The organism is Nocardia sp. CA-136227, from assembly GCF_050955695.1.
Lineage (GTDB): Bacteria > Actinomycetota > Actinomycetes > Mycobacteriales > Mycobacteriaceae > Nocardia.
In genome coordinates this window covers 5238468-5258114 of record NZ_CP192081.1, presented here as the reverse complement: position 1 = coordinate 5258114, position 19647 = coordinate 5238468, and the positions used below count along the sequence as shown (strand labels likewise).

Sequence of the window (19647 nt, the reverse complement as noted above, 5' to 3'; positions counted from 1 at the left end):
TGCGGTGGCGTTCGCCGAGCTGGGGGAGGAAGACAACACCGTCACGTCGAACAGGTTACGACGGGTTCCTGAAAAACAGCTGGGATCCTGTGCGGCCGCCGTTTCGGTCCGCCGGGACGGGCCCCGGGTCGGCCCGCGCGGCGGTTCGGAGCCGCCCGGCCCGGACCGTTCGGAGTCCGCGGGCGTGGATAAGGAATGATGTCAGGGTGAGTACCGACCGGCCGCGCGAAACGGGCGCTGAGGAACCAGACAAGTCGCCAGGGGAGACCGTTCCCGCGATCGATGCCGAGGCCTCCCCCGCCGGCGAACCCGCCGAGTCGGACAGCGCTCCCGCCGAGACCGCGTCGCAGCCGCTGCGCCTGCGCAATCTGCTGGTGCTCGCCGCCGTGGTGCTCGGCCTGGATCTGCTGACCAAGACGATCGTGGTCTCCACCATGACCCCCGGCAAGCCGATCTATCTGATCGGCGACTGGGCGCGGCTGTCGCTGGTCCGCAACCCGGGCGCGGCGTTCTCCATGGCCACCGGCATGACCTGGCTGCTGACCCTGATCGCCGCCGCCGTGGTGATCGGCGTGATCCGGATCGGTCGCACCCTGCGCTCGCTGCCGTGGGCCATCGGCCTGGGCCTGGTGCTGGGCGGCGCGCTCGGCAACCTCATCGATCGCCTGTTCCGAGCGCCCGGCCCGCTGCAGGGTCACGTGGTGGATTTCGTGGCGGTCGGCTGGTGGCCGGTGTTCAATGTGGCCGATTCGGCCATCGTGTGCGGCGCGATCCTGCTGGTGGCGTTGACGGTGTTCGGTTTCGAACCCGACGGCACCCGCATGCACCGCGCGTCCGCGACGACCGCGGAGGGGAAGGCGGCATGAGGGAGACCCGCAGCATGCCCGTGCCCGACGGCCTGGACGGCATGCGTGTCGACGCCGGGCTCTCGCGCCTGCTGGGCCTGTCCCGCACCGCGGTGGCGGCCATGACCGAGGACGGCTCGGTGCAGCTCGACGGCGTCGCGGCCGGAAAGTCGGATCGGCTCACCGCCGGCGCGTGGCTGGAGGTCGAATTCCCCGAGCCCAAGCGCGAACTCACCGTCGAGGCGACCCCCGTCGAGGGCATGAAGATCCTCTACGCCGACGACGACATCGTGGCCGTGGACAAGCCCGTCGGCGTGGCCGCGCACACCGGTGTCGGCTGGACCGGCCCCACCGTGGTCGGCGGTCTGGCCGCGATGGGCTACCGCATCTCCACCTCGGGCGCGCACGAGCGCCAGGGCATCGTGCACCGTCTCGACGTCGGCACCTCCGGCGTGATGGTGGTCGCGCAGTCCGAGCACGCCTACACCCAGCTCAAGCGCGCCTTCAAGTACCGCACCGTCGAGAAGCGATATCACGCTCTGGTGCAAGGCCATCCGGATCCGTCGAGCGGCACCATCGACGCTCCGATCGGCCGGGCCCGCGGCAACGACTGGAAGTTCGCGGTCACCGCCGACGGCCGCCCGTCGGTCACCCACTACGACACGGTCGAGGCCTTCCAGGCCGCCAGCCTGCTCGACATCCACCTGGAGACCGGCCGCACCCACCAGATCCGTGTGCACTTCTCGGCCGTGCGCCATCCCTGCTGCGGTGACCTCACCTACGGCGCGGACCCGCGCCTGGCCGAACGGCTGGGTCTGGAACGGCAGTGGCTGCACGCCCGCCAGCTGGGCTTCAACCATCCCGCCGACGGCCGCTGGGTCGAGATCACCAGCGAATACCCCGCCGACCTGGAACACGCGCTCGACGTCCTGCGTCAGCACTGATCGGAGCTCCGAGTGGATGCACCGCGGCCGCGCGGCGTGGCGGGCTCGGCCCCGCGCCGCGCCGGGATCGCCACGGCGGCGGTGCTTCTCGTCGTCCTGATCCTCGTCCTGGGCTGGGCGAACCCGCCGCGGGCGGGGATCATCGCGACCGACCGGCTGGGACCGGAAAGCGGTGAGCCGGTGGCCGATTACCTGACCCGCGCCCGGAAGTCCTTGGAAGGCAGCGACTCCGGAGGCCACTGGGCCCTGCTGTCCTTCACCGAGGGCGTCACCGCCGACCGCATCCCCGAATTCAGTGCGGGCCTGCGCGTCTCGGAGGTCGACTACCACGTGTGGGTGGACCGGGTCGCGACGCCCATCATCGCGATCGGTGTGCCATCGGGGGAGGGCGTCGCGGTCGCCTCGGTGAAATCCGCCGCCGCCCAGATGGAATCGACCACCACCTTCGACACCCGCTCCACGCAGGTCAAGGACCTCGTCGCCGCCCGGCTGCGCGCCGACTGCACGTGCGTCGTGGGCGTCGTCGTCCACGGCTCCCTCTCCCAGCTGCGAACCGTGGCCACCCGTCCTGGAATCCGCGCGGTCGAAGCGCTACCGGCCGACGCTTCCGCCGCCGTCTTCGCCGTCTCGCCGCTCCTGCCCGAGCAGCGTGAGGCCGCGGTCCCGGGCCCCGACGACGGCCCCGTCCCCGCCGGCTGACCGGTTCCTGGACGCTCGACTTTGCAGAATCTTCATCAACTAAATCTGCTCGCTCCGTCCGAATCGATTGATAGCCAGGGGTATGCTCTTACCTGGCGTCGTTCCACATGACGTCCTTTCCGGTCAGGTCGATGCGGTAGCTCTCGGCCGGCCACAATGCGCGTTCCGATCGGGACGTCGCATGTGCTTCACAAGGTTTACTACTTCACCAAAGAGCCAATCGGGTGTCGCAGAGCCGATTCGGCGTGCGACGCGATCGTGGTCAGGTCCGGTAGCTCGGCAACGCAGCCTGGTAGACGCGGACATCACAAAAGCTCGTGGTAAGGAAGCAAAATGTCCAGAAAGATCATGAAAACCGTAGCGGCGACAGTATTTGCGGCGCCCTTGCTGGTCTTGGCCGCACCCGCGGCCGGCGCCGACGCCACCGCTCCGGCGCCTCCGGCGACCTCCGCCACGCCGATCGACGGATCGTTCGGATCAGCTGCGTGGTGTTTCAACCTCGGTAGCGTCATCTGGTGCATCTGAGTGCTCCTGTGACAGCGCCATCCCTCGGTGCGCGAACTGCCAGCGGGTTGCCCCGTGTGGATCGGTCAGCGCCACCCCGACGGCCGAGTGGATGGTGAAGCGGTACAGGTGCCATGGTGCGGGACCCGCACTCTGGGCGCTGTAGGGGGCGGTGACCTCGTCTCCCGATCGTTCCGCGGGCCATCCGCCCGCGCGGTAGACAGCCGTGACGCGGTCGAGTTCGACCGTGCCGGAAACTCGGTGAGCCTCCCCGGAGAGGACCAGGTCCACTCCGGGGAGGCGGAGTGAGAGCGTGCAATTCGGGTTCGAGGCCAGGTTCCGGGACTTCCTGGTGGCCGGTCCGCTCGTGAAGTAGAGCCGGCCGTCGGCTTCGACGCAGCCGATTCCGGCGGAGCTGGGCTTGCCGGAAGGGCTTACGGTGCTGAGGAATTCGGCCGTCTCGGGGAGGCCGATGGCCATGTCGAGTGCCTTCAGGACGCGGTCCCAGGGCAGGTCGGCCTGGCCGTAGATATTGAGATCCTCGGCGGAAACGGGGGTGGGGAGCATCAGTCGTCCTCCAGTGGGCGGAGTTGGGCGATGGCGCGCGTCTCCTGGTCGACGGTGAACCAGAGCGTGAGCGCGCCGGGGGCGTCGACGGCGTGGATGTCGAGGGGTTCACCGAAGCGGATCGGCTTGTTGTACTCGAGGATGTAGCGGTGCGGGCCGCGGGTGAGTCCGGGTGTGTCGGCGGCGAATTCGTGGACGGCGTGCCAGTACGCGGTGTTGGTGATGTGCCGGAAGTGATCGGTGTCGGCGCGCCGGAAGGTGTACCGGGTGCCCTCGGCCGCGGGGGCGGGGGCGTCGAGCCACTGGCGCCAGCGCAGGCGGTGGTCGTCGGTGGTGGTGGCCATGAGTTCGAAGAATTCGTCGGTGAGGCGGGAGGGGCTCATCGTTGCCTTGTTCACGTGAATCCAGAAGCCCTCGGTGTCGACCAGGCCGCCGGCCTCGGAGTCGATGCGGACGCGCATGGTGCACCAGCGCGGGGAGACGCCGGAGCACCAGCGACGGACACGGAGCCGGGTGGGCCAGGCGATCGGGCGCAGCACGTCGATGACGGTGCGCCGCACGATCCAGTGCGGGTGGGATTCGAGCGAGCCGATGTGCATCAGATGGTCGACCCCGGCGTCCTGGAGATGGCGGGCGATGCCGTCGATGCGCATCTTCCGGTTCTCGTCCATGTCGACGGTGCTCAGGCGGCGGTCGACGTCGAAGATGTGGCCGGAGCCCGGGACGGGGGCCAGGGGCGCGGACAGCGGGTCCGCGGCGGCCCGGTCGGAATGGCCGGCGAGCTGGTTCTTCATCGGCAGAACCTCCGGATCTTGCATCCGAGTCGCGGGAGGGAGTGCACGGAACAACAGCGGCGGCGACACTGCACCGGAGTGATTCCGAGGGTAGTCCAGAACCCGTGAAGACCGCGGATGCCCGGTTCGGCGTGGCCCCGGGGTGGGTAACGTCGTGGTGGATCGGATACGCGTGGCGGATCGATGCCGACGGCATCGGAGCGGAAGAGGCGATTGCGGATGGAATTGACGCCGGAGCAGGCTGATCGGGCCCTGGGCGTGCTGGTGGGGACCGCGGCGGGGGATGCGCTGGGTGCCGGATACGAGTTCACCCATCCCGGTCCCGACGTGGAGATCCATATGAAGGGCGGCGGCGCGTTCCGGTGGGCGCCGGGGGAGTGGACCGACGACACCGCCATGGCGGTCGCGGTGGCCCGCGCGGCGGCGGTGGCGGGCGACCTGTGCGGCCCCGAGGGGCTGGACGCGGTGGCCGCCGAATTCGTAGCGTGGTGGGACTCCAAGCCCGTCGATATCGGGAACCAGACGCGGCAGGTGCTCGAGCACCGCGATCGGACCGGCCGGGCCATGCAGCTGCGGGCGCACGATCTGCCGGGGCTCAAGGCGGGCAACGGGTCGCTCATGCGGACCGCCCCGGTCGCCCTCGCCTACCTCAACGATGCCGAGAAGTGCGGCAAGGCAGCCAAACTGGTGAGCTCCCTGACCCACTACGACATGCAGGCCATGCAGGCGTGCAAACTCTGGACCCTCGCCATCCGCCACGCCGTGCTGTTCGGCACCTACGACGGCCTGCGGGAGGCGCTGTCGCAGGTGGACACCGGATTCTGGGAACCGTTGCTGGACAAGGCCGAAACCGGCGTCCCGGCCGACTTCGCCAAGAACGGCTGGGTGGTGCACGCCCTGCAGACCGCGTGGTGGGCGATCACCCACGCCGAAACCCTCCCGGCCGCACTGGAACTGGCGGTCCGCGCGGGCGGCGACACCGACACCACCGCGGCCATCGCGGGCGGCCTGCTCGGGGCCCGCTGGGGCGCGTCGGCCGTGCCCGCGGAGTGGCGGGAGATCATGCACGGCTACCCCGGCTACCGGGCCGACGACCTGGACACGCTCACCCGGCAGATCGTCGCGCGCTGACGCGGCTCTCAGTCCGGGATGCGGACGACGCCGTCGAGGTAGCGGCGGCAGCGGCCGGTCAGGCGGACGCGGTCGCCCGTCAGCGTGCAGCGCAGGGAGCCGCCGCGGCGGGAGAGCTGTCGGGCGGTGAGGCTGGTGCGGCCCAGTTCGCGGCTCCACAGCGGGGTCAGCTGGGCGTGCGCGGAACCGGTGACGGGGTCTTCGGGAATGCCCTGGCCGGGGGCGAAGACGCGGGAGACGAAGTCCACCTCGGTGCCTTCGGCGGTGAGGATGGCGGCGCGTTTCAGGTCGGGGAAGGCGGCGAAGTTCGGGCGGGATTCGCGCACTTCGTGTTCGGCGGTGACGACCAGCACCACGTCGGTGCCCTCGAAGGCGCGCAGCGGCCGCACGCCGAGCGCCTCGGCGAGCCGGTGCGGAAGTTCCTCCTGCGCATCGATTTCCACCGATGCCACCGACGGCAGGTCCAGCACCAGGTCGTCGCGGTCGCGGTCGACGCGCAGCCAGCCGCTGCGGGTGTAGAAGTGCACCCGGTCCGCGCCGGGGTGCATGTCGTCGAGGATCTGGGCGGCGGTGGCCATGGTGGCGTGCCCGCAGAGGTCGACCTCCACGGTGGGGGTGAACCAGCGCAGGTGGAAGGCGGGCGAGTTGTCCGGCGGCACACCCGCTTCCACGGGTAATGCGGAGGTGTAGAAGGCGGTCTCGGCGAGGTTGTTCTCCTCGGCCAGCCGCTGCAGCAGCTCGTCGGGCAGCCACGACAGCAGCGGCATGACCGCCGCGGGGTTGCCGGAGAACGGCGCGTCGGCGAATGCGTCGAGCTGATGCAGCAAGACCTCCATGGGGCACAAGGTACCTGCGATTTCGACCGCTGCCCAGGACGGCCGACCACCCGGCGAGCCAAACCATGCGACCAGTTTGGAAACAGCGGAGCGGCGGCACACCGTGGGGTGCGCCGCCGCTCCGGAACATCGTGCGATTCAGTCGTTTTCGTCCAGGAGGGCCGGTGCGTTGTGCGGGGTGTCGCCGAGATACTTGGCGCTGAGCCACCACGCCACCTCGACCAGCACCACGCCGATCGCGCCGCACACCACCGCCGAGGTGGTCAGCGCGACATTGGACGGATCCAGCTTGAAGAAGTGCCGCGTGAACGGCACCGCGAACAGGATCAGGTATCCCGCAACGGAACCCGCGACCAGCAGGATCTTCCACCAGTTCCACGGCCGGGCCACGATGGCCAGCACCCACACCGCGATGATCAGCAGCGTGATCAGCGCCGTCGTGCCGGCCTGCACCTTCGCGGTCTCTCCGGCATCGGGTCCCCGGTAGGCGATCAGGTAGGAGATGAACGTCATCACGCCGATCACCACGCCGGACGGGATCGCCAAACGCATGACGCGGCCGACGAATCCGGTGCGGGCGCGCTCGTTGTTGGGCGCGAGCGACAGGATGAAGGCCGGGATGCCGATGGTGAACCAGGCGGCGATCGTCACGTGGCGGGGCAGGAACGGGTAGCCGATCGCCTTGTAGTGGAAGATCTGCGACCCGATGCCCGCGATGCCGACCAGGAACGCCAGCACCACCGAGTAGACGGTCTTGGTGAGGAACAGGTTGGAGACCCGCTCGATATTGCCGATCACCCGGCGGCCCTCGGCCACCACGTACGGCAGGGTCGCGAACTTGTTGTCCAGCAGCACGATCTGTGCCACCGAGCGGGTGGCGGGGCTGCCCGAGCCCATGGCGACGCCGATGTCGGCGTCCTTGAGGGCGAGCACGTCGTTGACGCCGTCGCCGGTCATGGCGACGGTGTGACCCCGAGACTGCAGCGCTCCGACCATGGCGCGCTTCTGATCCGGGCGGACCCTGCCGAAGACGGTCTTCTCGTCGAGCACGTCCGCGAGTTCGTTCTGATCGGTCGGCAGCGTGCGGGCGTCGACCGGATCGTCGCCGCCGCTCAGCCCGAGCGAGGACGCGACCGCGCCGACCGACACCGCGTTGTCGCCGGAGATGACCTTGGTCGAAACATGCTGGGAGGCGAAGTATTCGAGGGTGCCCTTGGCGTCGGGCCGCACCTTCTGCTCCAGCACCACCAGCGCCGCCGGAGTGACCTGGCCGGGCGCGTCGGGCGCGTCGACCGGGCGGTCGCTGCGGGCCAGCAGCAGTACGCGCAGGCCCTTGGCCCCGATCTCCTGTGCGGTGGCGGCGATCTCGGTGTCCGGGTCCAGCAGCACGTCGGGCGCGCCCATCAGCCAGTTGCCGTGCTCACCGTAGGACATGCCGCTCCACTTCTTGGCGGAGGAGAACGGCGCGAGACCGGTGGACTGCCAGCCGGGGGCGTCCGGCAGGGCTTCCTTGATGGCGAGGACGGACGCGTTGGGGCGCGGGTCGTCGGCGGCGAGGGCGGCCAGCGCGCGGCGCAACTCCTCGGGGGCCTGGCCGTCGTTCGCCGGGTCCACCGCGCGCCCGCTGTCGTCGACCGGCCGGATCTCGGCCAGCCGCATGCCGTTCTCGGTGAGGGTGCCGGTCTTGTCGGCGCACACCACGTCCACCCGGGCCAGGCCCTCGATGGCGGGCAGCTCCTGCACCAGGCACTTGCGCGCGCCGAGCCGGACCACGCCGACGGCGAAGGCGATGGAGGTCATCAGCACCAGGCCCTCGGGCACCATCGGCACCAGGGCGGCGACCATGCCGTTGACCGCGGGCCGCCAGGATTCCTTGGAGGAGAACAGCTGGTTGTAGATGGACAGCAGGCCCGCCGGAATCAGCAGGTAGGTAATGACTTTCAGGATGGTGTCGATACCGCTGCGCAGCTCGGACTTGACCAGGGTGAACTTGCTGGCCTCGTCGGCGAGTTTGGCGGCGTAGGCGTCCTTGCCGACCTTGGTGGCCCGGTACGCGCCGCTGCCGGACACCACGAAGCTGCCCGACATGATCTGCGCGCCACGGGTTTTGTCGATGGGGTCGGCCTCGCCGGTGAGCAGTGACTCGTCGACCTCGAGGAGTTCGGTCTCGATCACCTCGCCGTCGACGACGATCTGGTCGCCGGGGCCGAGTTCGATGATGTCGTCGAGCACGACCTCCTGCGGCGTGACCGCGGTGGCCTGCCCGTCGCGGCGCACCACCGGTTTGGCCTGTCCGACGATGGCCAGCTTGTCGAGGGTGTTCTTGGCCCGGATCTCCTGGATGATGCCCACCGCGCTGTTGGCGACGATCAGCAGGCCGAACATGCCGTCGATGATCGATCCGGTGGCCAGCACCAGGATGAACAGCACGCCGAGGATGGCGTTGATCCGGGTGAAGACGTTCGCCCTGACGATGTCCTTGACCGACCGGCTGGCCCGTTCCGGCACGTCATTGGTCAGCCCGTCCCGCCGCCGCTGCTCCACCTCGGCGGAGGTGAGCCCCAGCGCGGGTGGGCTCGGCGGACTCGCTGCCTGCGCGGTGATCGACATGCCGACCAGGCTAGCCCTTCCGGGCCGTTAACCCAGGTGTAGCTGAAATCGGAGGTGTCGAAAATGCGCGCTGTGCCAGGTCACAGGCAAATCCGACAAATCGGACATCGAGAAAAGGACTTGTTGCGCACGCTAACGTAATTGAGTGGCCGAAGGACATCAGCATCCGAAGTCCCCCGCCCCGCACCCGGCCGCGGGCGCCGCGACGGTGACGGCCGAGCGGGGGTGGCGTGGCCGCTTCACGCGGCACGACGGCGAGCGGGACACCGGGATCGCTTTCGGGATCGGCGCGTACTTCCTGTGGGGTCTGTTCCCCGCGTTCTTCGGTTTGCTGTCCTTCGCCAGCGCGGGGGAGGTGCTGGCCGAGCGGATCCTGTGGACCCTGGTCGTCGCGCTGCTGGTGCTGCTGGTCGCCGGGCGGCTAGGGGAGTTGCGGCGGATCGACGCGCGGACCTGGCGGCTGGCGGCGGTGGCCTCGGCCGCCATCTCGCTGAACTGGGGCACCTATGTGTACGGGGTCATCTCGCATCACGTGGTGGAGTGCGCGCTCGGCTATTTCATCAACCCGCTGGTGACGGTGGCGTTCGGCGTCCTCATCTTCCGCGAGAAGCTGCGCACCCCGCAGTGGGTGGCGCTCGGGCTGGGCGCGACCGCGGTGATCGTGCTGACCGTCGACTACGGGCGGCCGCCGTGGATCGCCTTGATCCTGGCCTGCTCGTTCGCGACCTACGGTCTGGTCAAGAAGGTGATCCGGCTGGACGCGCTGCCCGGGCTGGCGGCGGAGGGGCTGGCGGCCGCGCCGTTCGCGTTGATCGCGGTCATCGCCATCGCGCTCACCGGCAACGCGACCTTCGGCTCCTCGGCCGGGCACACCGGACTGCTCATGCTGACCGGTCCGGTGACCCTGGTCCCGCTGGTGCTGTTCGCGCTGGCCGCCCCGCGAGTCCCGTTGTCCACCATGGGAATCCTGCAGTACCTGACGCCCGCGCTCCAGCTGACCTGGGGTGTCGCCGTCGGCCACGAACCGATGCCCGCCTCCCGCTGGGCGGGTTTCGCGCTGATCTGGCTGGCGCTGGCCATCTTCACCGCCGACGCCCTGCGCCGCTCCCGCCGCGCCGCGAAGACCTCCGCCTAGCGCGGAACCGCACACCCCCTCATGCGGTGTGCGGTTCCGGGCGGCCGGGTCAGGGCCGGTGTGCGCCCTGGGCCTTGCCGACGAACTCGTTGGTGTAGGTGGCGTCCAGGTCGACGCGGTCCTTGACGGGTGCCACATTGCGGGAGTACTGGCCGAGGATGCGCAGGACGTTCTCCGCGCCTTCGCGTTTCATCAGGCCGTCACCGTTGAACATGCTGATCGAGTCGGTGATGGACTTGACGTACAGCTTCGGATCGCCGCCCGCGTACTGGGCGGGCATCTCGGCGGCGATCTCCTCGGGGGAGTGGGCCTTGATCCAGCGCAGCGTCTCCACGAACGCGTTCGCGAGCTTCTGCACGATGTCCGGATGCGCCTGCACCGTCTCGCACCGCATGTACAGCGACGCGGCCGGATACAGTCCGCCGAGCGCCGCCCGGGTGCCCTGCTCGTTGCGCATGTCCACCAGCACCCGGGCGTCCCCGGAGGAGACCATCTTGGCGACCGTCGGATCGGTGGTCATGCCCGCGTCGATGCCGTCGTGGTTCATGCCCGCGATGAAGGTCTGTCCCGCACCGACTTTCACCCGTGTGTAGTCGGAGGTCCCCAGCCCGGCCTGCCCGGCCAGCGCCTGGGTGAGGAAGTCGGTGGACGAACCCAGCGACGTGACACCCAGATTCCGGCCCTTGAAGTCCGCCGGCGACTTGATGGCGGCAGCGTCGTCCTTGGACACCAGCTCCACCTCGCCCGGCACGTCCGCGAACTGCACCACGGTCTTCAGGCACTGGTCCTTGGCCTGCAGGTCGATGGTGTGGTCGTAGAAGCCGACCACGGCCTGCACGTCGCCGGTGAGCAGCGCGGTCTCGGCGTTCGCGCCGGACTGCTCGCCCAGCAGGTGCACGTCGAGGTCGTTGGCCCGGAAGAAGCCGAGCCGCTCGGTCAGCATGGCGGGCAGGTAGATGACCTTCTCCAGGCCGCCCACCATGATGGTGATCTGCGGCCGCCCGTTCGCGGTCGGAATGGTGCGGGAGTCGCGGCAGCCGGTCGCCAGCAGCAGCGAGCCGACGGCGAGCAGGATCACGGCGATATGCTTGCGGTACTTCATGGCTCAGATCCCGTGTCCCGAACCGGCCTGCGACGGACGCCATTTCAGCAGCCGGTTCTCCGCGAGCCCGATCAGCCATTCGGCGACCAGCGCCACCACGGTGATGATGATCATGCCCGCGTAGATGCCCGCCGCGTCGAACGTGCCCTGGGCATTGCTGATCAGCAGGCCCAGACCCTTGCTGGCGCCCGCGTACTCGCCGACCACCGCGCCGATCAGCGCGAAACCGAACGCCGTGTGCAGCGACGACAGGATCCAGGTGGTGGCGCTGGGCAGCACGATCGAGCCCAGCACCTGACGGCGGCTCGCGCCCAGGATGCGGGCATTGTTGATCACATTGCCGTCCACCTCACGCGCGCCGGTGAAGGCGTTGAAGAACACCGCGAAGAACACCAGCACCACCACCGTGGCCACCTTGGACTGCAATCCCAGCCCGAACCAGATGATGAACAGCGAGGCCAGCACGATGCGCGGGACCGCGTTGAGCGCCTTGATGAACGGGGCCAGCACATCGGCCCAGTAGCGGGAGCGGCCCAGCAGCACGCCCAGCACGATGCCCGCGATGGTGCCGATGGCGAAGCCCAGCACCGCCTCCTGCACGGTGGTGTACAGCTGCAGCCAGATCGAACCGAACTGGGTTCCCTCGGTGAACCATTCGACCAGGCGGTCCCAGATCAGCGATGGCTTGGAGTAGAAGAACGGGTCGATCCAGTAGGTGGCGGTGAGCTGCCAGGAACCCAGCCACACGGCCACGATCAGGGCGCGCAGACCCCAGGTGCGGATCTTGTTCCGGCGGGCCTGCGAGCGGACCCGCGCGAGGATCTGCTCCTCGGTCTCCACCTCGAATTCCGGTGCGGCGGCGGTCTTGTCCATGACATCGAGCGTCGATGCGTCAAGCGACACGGGCCGCTCCCTTCGTGCGAGCCGCCTCGACCTGATCGCGCAGCGTTTCCCAGATCTCCTTGTAGAGGTCGCGGAACTCCTCGGTGAGCCGCACCTCCTCGACATTGCGCGGCCGGTCCAGCGTGACCTCGAAATCGCCGCACACCGTCGCGGGACTTGCGGTCATGACGACGACCCGATCGGCGAGGGCGATGGCCTCCTCCAGGTCGTGGGTCACGAAAATGACCGCCGCGCGGCCCTTCTCCCGGCTCTCGGAGCCGTCCGAGCCCGACCACACGCGCAGCAGTTCGTCCTGCATGAGCTGGCGGGTCTGCACGTCCAGGGCGCTGAACGGCTCGTCCATGAGGATGATCTCGGGATCGTTGACCAGGGTCTGGGCCAGGGCCACCCGCTTGCGCATACCGCCGGACAGCTGATGCGGGAAGTAGTTCTCGAACCCGCCGAGCCCGACCGTGTGCACCCAGCGCGCCGCCCGCTCCCGCGCCTCGGACTTGCCGACGCCCCGGAACTTCGGGCCCAGCGCCACGTTCTCGAGCACCGACTTCCACGGCAGCACCGCGTCCTGCTGGAACATGTAGCCGACGCCGTCCGGAATGCCGCGGACATCCTTGCCGCGCACCAGGGTTCGACCGGCCGAGGCCGGTTCCAGGCCCGACACCAGCGACAGGGTGGTGGACTTGCCGCAGCCGGTGGGGCCGACGACGGCGACGAACTCACCCGCGGCGACGGTGAAGTTCAGGTCGCGCACCGCGGTGTGGATGCCGCCGTTGTTACCGGGGAACCGCTTGGTCGCGCCGCGCAGTTCGATCAGGGGTGCCGGCTCGATCGGTGGCGTCGTGCCACCGCGCTCCGTGGTCGTTGTGCTCATTACCGCTCCGTTCCAGTGCCGCCGCTGCGGCGTCGAAGCGAAGCTACGTGTGCCGGGTCACACTCCACCCGGTTGTGCGCGCAAGTCACACAAGCAGCGATTCGACCGTTTTGCGCATTCTGCTCAGGCGTTTGCCGAGGGTTGTCTACACTGGCGTCGTGTTGTCGCCAGGCCCGCGTTCCGTCCGGCTCCGGACACAGATCCTGCTGTTGCAGATCGCGGTGGTGGGTCTGACCGTCGGCCTGGCCTTCGGCGTCTTCGCCTACGTCGGCGGCGACCGCCTCTCGGGCGAATACGGGCAGCGCGCCTTGGCCATCGCCCGCACCGTCGCCTCCGACCCGCAGGTCCGTGCCGGCGTCACGCACTACGCGGACAGCCCGCTTCCGACCGGCCCGGGACTGAAGACGGAACTCGCGGACGGAGAACTCGAGCGGATCGCGGACAGCGCCCGGCTGCGCACCGGTGCGTTGTTCGTCGTGATCACCGATGACGCGGGCATCCGCCTGGCCCACCCCGACCGCGCCCGCCTCGGCGAGATGGTCAGCACCGATCCCTCCGGCGCCCTGGGCGGCGGCGAGGTCGTGATCCAGGAACAGGGCACCCTCGGCGAATCGGTCCGGGCGAAAGTTCCGGTCCTGCAACCGGATCCGCAGGGCTCGCCGGGCGGGCAGCCGGGTCCCGGCCGGGTCGTGGGCGAGGTGAGCGTCGGCATCTCGACCGCGGCCGTGCACGAACAGCTGCTGCGGGATCTGCGCCGGGCCGGTCTGCTGGTCGGCGGCGCGCTGCTGGCGGGCATTGCCGGATCGGTGTTGCTGGCCCGTCGCTGGCACGGCCTGACCCTCGGTCTCGAACCCGCCGATCTGGCCGACCTCGTGCGCGAGCAGGACGCCGTCCTGCACGGCATCGGTGAGGGCGTGGTCGCCGCCGACGCGAAATCCCGGATCACCGTCGTCAACGACGAGGCCCGCCGCCTGCTCGGCATCGATCCCGCGCCCGGCAGCGGCATCGACTCCATCGGCCTGACTCCCCGTGTCCTGCAAGCCTTCCGCGCCGCCGACGGCACCCCGGTCCAGGCCGCCGTCGGTGACCGCATCGTCGTCGTCACCGCTCGGACCGTCACCCGCGACGCCCGCGCCCTCGGCGCGGTCCTGTCCGTCCGCGACCGCACCGACGTCGAATCCCTCACCCGCCAGCTCGACGCCGTCTCCACCATGAGCACCGTCCTGCGCGCCCAGCGCCACGAATTCGCCAACCGCCTCCACCTCCTCAACGGCCTCCTCCACACCGGCCGCCCCGACGAGGCCGCCCGCTACCTCGAGGAGTTGCTGGGATCCGGACCTCTCGGCACCACATTGCCGGGCATCGACACCATCGGAGACCCCTACCTGCAAGCCTTCCTGGCCGCCAAGGCCGCCCACGCCCGTGAACAGGGCGTCCACCTCCGCCTCGGCCCCAACACCTGGGTCGACGCGAATCTCGCCGCCCCCGTGGACGTCACGACGGTGCTCGGCAATCTCGTCGACAACGCCATCGACGCGGCGGGCAGCGCCCCGGCTCCCGGCGGCGAACCCGTGGTGGAGGTCGAGCTGGTGCGCGACGGCGACACCTTGCACCTCGCGGTGGCCGACAGCGGGGCGGGCGTACCGCCCGGGCTCGCGGATTCGATTTTCGCCGAAGGAGTCTCGACCAAATCCGGTGGCGGAACCGGCGGACGCGGCCTGGGTCTGGCACTCGCGCGCCAGGTGGCGCGCGCCCGCGGCGGTGAGGTACTGCTCGGCGACCCCGGTGGGGTGGGCGACGATTCAGGGGACGAGGAGTCCCGGCTGCGGGGAGCGGAGTTCATCGCCCGCATGCCGGGCGCACTGACCGAGGAGGAGCCGGCGTGGGCCGAGGAGAACTGACCGTCCTGGTGGTCGACGACGACTTCCGCGTCGCGAACCTGCACGCCGGAATCGTCTCCGCACTCCCCGGATTCGCGGTCGGAGCCACCGTGAACTCGATCGCCGCCGCCCGCGCCGCACTGGCCGAGGACGCCTTCGATCTGGCGCTGGTGGACGTCTACCTGCCCGACGGCTCCGGCGTCGACCTGGTCCGCGAGCTCACCTGCGACGCCATGATGCTCACCGCCGCAACGGAATCGGCCACGGTGCGGGCCGCGCTGTCGTCTGGCGCCCTCGGGTATCTGGTGAAGCCGTTCGATCACGCGGCGCTCGCCACCCGGCTGGCCGGTTACGCGCGCTATCGGCGACTGCTCTCGGGCCCGGAGGTGACCGCCGCCGATGTCGATGCCGCGCTGGCGGCGCTGCGCCCCGCGGCATCCCCGGCCGGCGTGTCGACCGGCGCGGCGGCGGCCGCCTCGCCGACGAAAGATCTGGTGCTGCAAGCGGTCCGCGACGCCGCCGCGGCCATGTCGGCGGCTCAGGTGGCGGCCGCCATCGGCATCTCCCGCGCCACCGCGCAACGCTATCTGGCGAACCTGGTCGGTGCCGGTGACCTGCGGATGCAGCTGCGCTACGGCAGCACCGGCCGCCCGGAACAGGAGTACTCCGCGCCCCGGCGGGCATGACCGTTCGGGCGCGGACCTCGTGTGTGACGGTCGACACACCGCCCTTGGCGAATTCTCGGGAACGTGGTTAACGTCGAGTCAGTGGCGGTGCTCCTGTCGGCCGACTTGTACCGGTCCAGGGTCGGGATCGCCACGAACACAGGAGAATTCCTATCACTATCCAGTTCAACCACACCATTGTCGCGTGCACGGACAATCGGGTTTCCGCCGAATTCTGGGCGGATATCCTCGGGGTGGAAGTGGGCAAGCCGTACGGGCCGTTCATTCCGATTTCCGTCGGGAACGGAGTCACCTTCGACTTCGCCGATCTGCCACCGGGTTTCGAGGGCGAACCGCAGCCACAGCATTACGCGTTCCTGGTTTCCGAGGACGAGTTCGATGCGGCATACGCCAAGATCAAGCGGTACGGCATGACGTATTGGGCCGATCCGCGCCAGCAGGGCGTCAACGAGATCAATCACAATGACGGGGGCCGGGGGATCTATTTCCTCGATCCCGTCGGCCACTACCTGGAATTGATCACCGTCCCGTACGGCGGCTGGCCGCAGGCGGAATAACCGCTACGGGGCGACCGCGGTGCCCAGGGAGAACGCCACCCAGGGCTTGGGGCCCTGCTGGTAATACCGGTCGATATCGCGGATCTCGAAACCCGCGCCTTCGATCAGTCCGGGGATATCGCGGTTGAGATGGCAGCCACCGGCGACCTTCTGCTCGAGGGGGTCCAGCCGGTGCTGCCATTTCCGGACACCCGGATCCGGCGCCAAACCGTGCTCGACGAAATGGAAAGTGCCGCCCGGCACCAACACCCGGCGCACCTCGGCGAGCGCGGCCTCGACATCGGGAATCGTGCACAGCGTCCACGTCGACAGCGCGGAATCGAAACTGTTGTCGGCGAACGGCAGTGCCTGTCCGTCCAGGCCGGCGCGTTCGACCGGAATCGTCGACGCGGCAACCCGTCCGGTGGCCATCCGCCAGCCGAGTTCGGCGGGCTCGACCGCGCTCACCGACTTCACGGTCTCCGGATAGAACGGCACATTGCGCCCGGATCCGAAGCCGATCTCGACGACCCGGCCCTGAAGTCCGGCGCAGACCCGCTTGCGTTCGCCGTTCATGTTCTTCGCGCCGCAGCACAGGTCGACCAGCCGGGGCACGACTCGATCCTCGTAGAATCCCACGACACCACTCTCGCAATCGGTTGGCTCGTCCGCCACTCTTTCGGTCCATACGGGCGATTCGGACGGGTGGTTCAGTGGCCGGGCGGGAAGCGCTGGGTCAGCCAGCCGGTCACGGTGGTCAGCACCTGCGGGTCGATGGTGGTCTCGATCCGGGCGTACTCGTCCGGCGTGCCCTTGTCGGCGGGCTGCATCAGGTGATTGAGACCGTCGAACACCATCACGGTCGCGTCCGGATCCGCGGCCAGCAGCGTCCGCGCCGGGCCCTCGTTCTGGGCCGCCGGCACCTGGAGATCCTTGCTGCCGTAGAACGCCAGCACCGGAACCCGCAGCGCCGACAGCGCCGGGGCCGGGTCGTAGCAGACCAGCGCCGCCATGTAGGGCGACACCATCTCGTCCATGGCCTCCTCGGAGAGCCGTTCGTCCGCGGGGAGCGTGTCATTGTGCTGGCGCACATAGTCCTTGGCGGCCACCAGATCGCCCTTGCACAGCACCGACGACAGCGTCGAGGTGAACCCGACCTGCTTGCCGACCTGCTCCGGCGTCGCCCCCTGCGCGGCCAGGATCAGCCGATTCTGTTCCAGCAGCACCTCGGAACCGGGCACCGCAGGGCCCGCCATCATGATCACGAAGGCGACCCCGCTGTCCGGTCGCCGCGCGTACAGCGGTGCGAGATACCCGCCCTCGCTGTGCCCGAGCAGCCCGATCCGCTGGGCGTCGATATCGGAACGGCCGCGCAGGAAGGTCATTCCGGCGGCGATGTCGCCGGTGAGATCGCTGTAGGTCGCGCTGTTCAGCCGCCCGCCGGTCTGCCCGACACCGCGCTTGTCGGTCCGCAACACCGCGTACCCCGCGCGGGTGAGGGTGTCGGCGAGCAGCAGGAACGGCTGGTGGCCCAGCAGTTCCTCATCGCGGTCATTGGCTCCGCTGCCGTTGATCAGCAGCACCGCCGGGAACGGCCCGCCCGACTGCGGCTCGGTCAGCGTTCCCGCGATCGTGATGTCACCGCTGCGATAGCTGACATCCTCGGATTTGTACGGGAACGGCGGCTTCGGTTCCTGCGGTCGCGGCGGCCCCTCGACCTTGCCGTGGGTCAGGGTCAGCGGGAACGACTGCCCCGACTGGGTGAACTGTCCCTTGATGCTGTCGGAGCCCTGGTCGTAGACGCCCTGGAACGACGGCGTGCCCGGAATCTTGGTGATCGTCCAGGTCACGGCATCCGCGCCGGTCCGGACGTCGCTCAACGGTCCGTCCACCACGCCCTGCGCCGGAATGTCGATGGTGGCCGTGCCCTCCGCGGTGAAGCTGATTCCCACCGCCAGCGGCTGATCGGGCACTTCGATCGTGCCGTGCCAGTCCCCGGTCAGCGTGATCGGAGGGGCGCTCTCCTGCTTCGACGACGAACATCCGGCGACCAGCGCGGCGATCACGACCAGCGCCGCCGCAACCATCGACCACGGCTTCCGCATGCGCTTCAGCCTACCGACGCGCCACCGTCACCCCGCTGATCTCGATAGACCTCGCGTCGATAACGCCGGGGTCACTACCCGGCCACTTCGAAATAACCACTGGGCCAACGACAGTAACTCTCCCGGTGTCGTCATTGCCCTCGGTGACTGGTCACTCGTACCGTGGATTACGTGAGCAATGACGCTACGGGGCTCGTCGACCTGCCCTCCACGGTGGGTGGTTACGCGGCCGCCGAATTCGGCCCGCTGGTTCGCACTTTTGCCCGCATGGTCGGCGGTCACCCTGGCGCCGGGGGCGCGCTCACGGTGTACCTGCGCGGGGAGCCGCTGGTGCGGATCTGGACGGGGGAGGCCGCGCCGGGCCGGGCCTGGGACGCCGACACCGGGGCCATCGTCTTCTCCGCCACCAAGGGCATCGCGGCCACCGTCATCCACCGGCTCGCCGACCGCGGTCTCCTCGACTACGACGCCCCCGTCGCCCACTACTGGCCGGAGTTCGCGGCCAACGGCAAGGGCCGAATCACGGTGCGGCAGTTGCTGTCCCATCGCGCCGGGCTCTACGGGCTGCCCGAGATCGCGCGCGGCCTCGACGACGTGCTCGACCATCGCATGATGGAAGACCAGCTGGCCGCCGCGAAACCCGATCACCTGCTGGGCGTCCCGACCTATCACGCGCTCACCTTCGGCTGGCTGCTCGCCGGGCTGGCCCGCGCCGTCACCGGGCGCGGCATGGCCGAACTGATCCGCACCGAGGTCGCCGAACCGCTGGGCGCGGAGGGCATCCACCTGGGCCTGCCCCCGGCGGGATCGCCGACCAGCGCCGCGGTGCTGAGCGGCAACAAGCTGTCGGCCGTCGGCGCCAACTACGTTTCGCTGGTGCTCGGCCGCGCGTACTCACTGCCCGGCGCGGTCGGCGCGGCGGCGCGGGCGCTGTTCCTGCCCGGCCTCGACCAACTTCTCGAGGGCGAGGACCCGCCGATCCTGCACACCGAACTGGGCGCGGGCAACGGCGTCTGCACCGCCACCGGACTGGCCACGGTGTACGGGGCGCTCGCCAACGAGGGCATGCACGAGGGCCGCCAGTTCCTCTCGCCGGAGACCATCGCGGCCATGCGGCAGGTGGAGAGCTATCGGCTCGACCACGCGCTGTTCTACATCCCGATGATGTGGCACATGGGCTATCACTCGCTGCCGGTGCCGGGCGCGCGCGCCGGCTTCGGGCACATCGGATTGGGCGGGTCCTTCGGCTGGGCGGAACCCCGGCTGGGCCTGTCGGTCGGATTCGTCCACAATCGGCTAGGCATCGGGGCCATGAGCCTCGACCAGATCGCGTCGGCATGGGTGCTGCCGCTGGCGGTGCGGGGCGCCAACGCGGCGCGCCGCACCACAACCCTCGCCCGGCCCGCCGCCGCCTGATTCCGATGCCCGCGAGCGGCTCCGCGTGACCTCTGCCACGACACGCAGGGCCCGCCACGCCGATCATCGGAGGCGCCCCCGCGTGG

The 19647-nt window shown here is 69.5% G+C and carries 19 protein-coding genes; 9 read left to right on the top strand and 10 right to left on the bottom strand.

All coding sequences use genetic code 11. The features are described 5' to 3' along the window. Window positions 1-206: 206 nt before the first annotated feature. Genes lspA through ACQP06_RS24335 form a run of 3 tightly spaced genes read left to right on the top strand, consistent with a single transcriptional unit; the run spans window position 207 to window position 2488 of the window. Window positions 207-866, top strand: a complete 660-nt coding sequence (gene lspA / locus ACQP06_RS24345; RefSeq protein ID WP_433666779.1) for a signal peptidase II — start codon at window positions 207-209, stop codon at window positions 864-866. Then, window positions 863-1789: an RluA family pseudouridine synthase gene (locus ACQP06_RS24340; protein ID WP_357095098.1), complete on the top strand. Its 927-nt coding sequence runs from the start codon at window positions 863-865 to the stop codon at window positions 1787-1789. The genes lspA and ACQP06_RS24340 overlap by 4 nt, the downstream gene beginning before the upstream one ends. Before the next feature lie 12 nt (window positions 1790-1801). Further along, window positions 1802-2488: a hypothetical protein gene (locus ACQP06_RS24335; RefSeq protein ID WP_433666778.1), complete on the top strand. Its 687-nt coding sequence runs from the start codon at window positions 1802-1804 to the stop codon at window positions 2486-2488. A 305-nt stretch (window positions 2489-2793) separates the two neighbouring features. On the opposite strand, the gene ACQP06_RS24330 is transcribed toward ACQP06_RS24335, so the two are convergent. From ACQP06_RS24330 to ACQP06_RS24320, 3 genes are read right to left on the bottom strand one after another with little or no spacing between them, the layout of a single operon-like run. Then, on the bottom strand, window positions 2794-2985 hold the full coding sequence (locus ACQP06_RS24330; protein WP_433666777.1) for a hypothetical protein: 192 nt from the start codon (window positions 2983-2985) through the stop codon (window positions 2794-2796). Beyond that, entirely contained in the window at window positions 2966-3559 is a 594-nt protein-coding gene (locus ACQP06_RS24325) for a pyridoxamine 5'-phosphate oxidase family protein (RefSeq protein WP_433666776.1), read from the bottom strand. Before ACQP06_RS24325 ends, ACQP06_RS24330 begins: the two co-directional genes overlap by 20 nt. Next, a complete protein-coding gene (locus ACQP06_RS24320; RefSeq protein ID WP_433666775.1) occupies window positions 3559-4353 on the bottom strand; it encodes an acyl-[acyl-carrier-protein] thioesterase in 795 nt (264 codons plus the stop codon). The genes ACQP06_RS24325 and ACQP06_RS24320 overlap by 1 nt, the downstream gene beginning before the upstream one ends. Window positions 4354-4572: 219 nt before the next feature. Here ACQP06_RS24320 and ACQP06_RS24315 point away from each other — a divergent pair, with 219 nt between their 5' ends. After that, window positions 4573-5484 (top strand): ADP-ribosylglycohydrolase family protein, encoded by a 912-nt coding sequence (locus tag ACQP06_RS24315; RefSeq protein WP_433666774.1) that lies wholly within the window; start codon window positions 4573-4575, stop codon window positions 5482-5484. Window positions 5485-5492: 8 nt separating this feature from the next. On the opposite strand, the gene ACQP06_RS24310 is transcribed toward ACQP06_RS24315, so the two are convergent. After that, window positions 5493-6320, bottom strand: a complete 828-nt coding sequence (locus tag ACQP06_RS24310) for a PhzF family phenazine biosynthesis protein (protein ID WP_357095111.1) — start codon at window positions 6318-6320, stop codon at window positions 5493-5495. 138 nt (window positions 6321-6458) lie between these two features. Next, window positions 6459-8930, bottom strand: a complete 2472-nt coding sequence (locus ACQP06_RS24305) for an HAD-IC family P-type ATPase (protein WP_433666773.1) — start codon at window positions 8928-8930, stop codon at window positions 6459-6461. A 208-nt stretch (window positions 8931-9138) separates the two neighbouring features. Here ACQP06_RS24305 and rarD point away from each other — a divergent pair, with 208 nt between their 5' ends. Beyond that, window positions 9139-10065, top strand: coding sequence for an EamA family transporter RarD (gene rarD / locus ACQP06_RS24300; protein WP_433673419.1), 927 nt, complete (start codon window positions 9139-9141; stop codon window positions 10063-10065). 49 nt (window positions 10066-10114) lie between these two features. Here rarD and ACQP06_RS24295 read toward each other — a convergent pair whose 3' ends face one another. The 3 genes from ACQP06_RS24295 to ACQP06_RS24285 are packed head-to-tail and all read right to left on the bottom strand — an operon-like array spanning window position 10115 to window position 12938. Beyond that, the gene (locus ACQP06_RS24295) at window positions 10115-11167 is read right to left on the bottom strand and encodes an ABC transporter substrate-binding protein (RefSeq protein WP_433666772.1); all 1053 of its coding nucleotides are present in this window, start codon (window positions 11165-11167) and stop codon (window positions 10115-10117) included. A 3-nt stretch (window positions 11168-11170) separates the two neighbouring features. Beyond that, complete coding sequence (locus ACQP06_RS24290) at window positions 11171-12070, bottom strand: ABC transporter permease (RefSeq protein ID WP_433666771.1); 900 nt, start codon at window positions 12068-12070, stop codon at window positions 11171-11173. Beyond that, window positions 12060-12938, bottom strand: a complete 879-nt coding sequence (locus ACQP06_RS24285) for an ABC transporter ATP-binding protein (RefSeq protein ID WP_433666770.1) — start codon at window positions 12936-12938, stop codon at window positions 12060-12062. Before ACQP06_RS24285 ends, ACQP06_RS24290 begins: the two co-directional genes overlap by 11 nt. A 158-nt stretch (window positions 12939-13096) precedes the next feature. Between ACQP06_RS24285 and ACQP06_RS24280 the strand changes: the two genes are divergently transcribed. From ACQP06_RS24280 to ACQP06_RS24270, 3 genes are all read left to right on the top strand, one after another. Beyond that, the gene (locus tag ACQP06_RS24280) at window positions 13097-14839 is read left to right on the top strand and encodes an ATP-binding protein (protein ID WP_433666769.1); all 1743 of its coding nucleotides are present in this window, start codon (window positions 13097-13099) and stop codon (window positions 14837-14839) included. Continuing rightward, window positions 14821-15504: a response regulator gene (locus tag ACQP06_RS24275; protein WP_433666768.1), complete on the top strand. Its 684-nt coding sequence runs from the start codon at window positions 14821-14823 to the stop codon at window positions 15502-15504. The genes ACQP06_RS24280 and ACQP06_RS24275 overlap by 19 nt, the downstream gene beginning before the upstream one ends. Before the next feature lie 152 nt (window positions 15505-15656). After that, window positions 15657-16061 carry a VOC family protein gene (locus tag ACQP06_RS24270; RefSeq protein WP_357287451.1) on the top strand — a complete coding sequence of 135 codons (405 nt, stop codon included), beginning with the start codon at window positions 15657-15659 and terminating at the stop codon, window positions 16059-16061. A 3-nt stretch (window positions 16062-16064) separates the two neighbouring features. On the opposite strand, the gene ACQP06_RS24265 is transcribed toward ACQP06_RS24270, so the two are convergent. Both ACQP06_RS24265 and ACQP06_RS24260 read right to left on the bottom strand, forming a co-directional pair. After that, window positions 16065-16679, bottom strand: coding sequence for a class I SAM-dependent methyltransferase (locus tag ACQP06_RS24265; RefSeq protein WP_433666767.1), 615 nt, complete (start codon window positions 16677-16679; stop codon window positions 16065-16067). Between the two features lie 71 nt (window positions 16680-16750). Beyond that, window positions 16751-18145, bottom strand: coding sequence for an alpha/beta hydrolase family protein (locus ACQP06_RS24260; protein WP_433666766.1), 1395 nt, complete (start codon window positions 18143-18145; stop codon window positions 16751-16753). Window positions 18146-18316: 171 nt separating this feature from the next. On the opposite strand from ACQP06_RS24260, the gene ACQP06_RS24255 reads away from it, so the two are divergent. Continuing rightward, window positions 18317-19561: a serine hydrolase domain-containing protein gene (locus ACQP06_RS24255; protein WP_433666765.1), complete on the top strand. Its 1245-nt coding sequence runs from the start codon at window positions 18317-18319 to the stop codon at window positions 19559-19561. Window positions 19562-19647 lie beyond the last annotated feature (86 nt).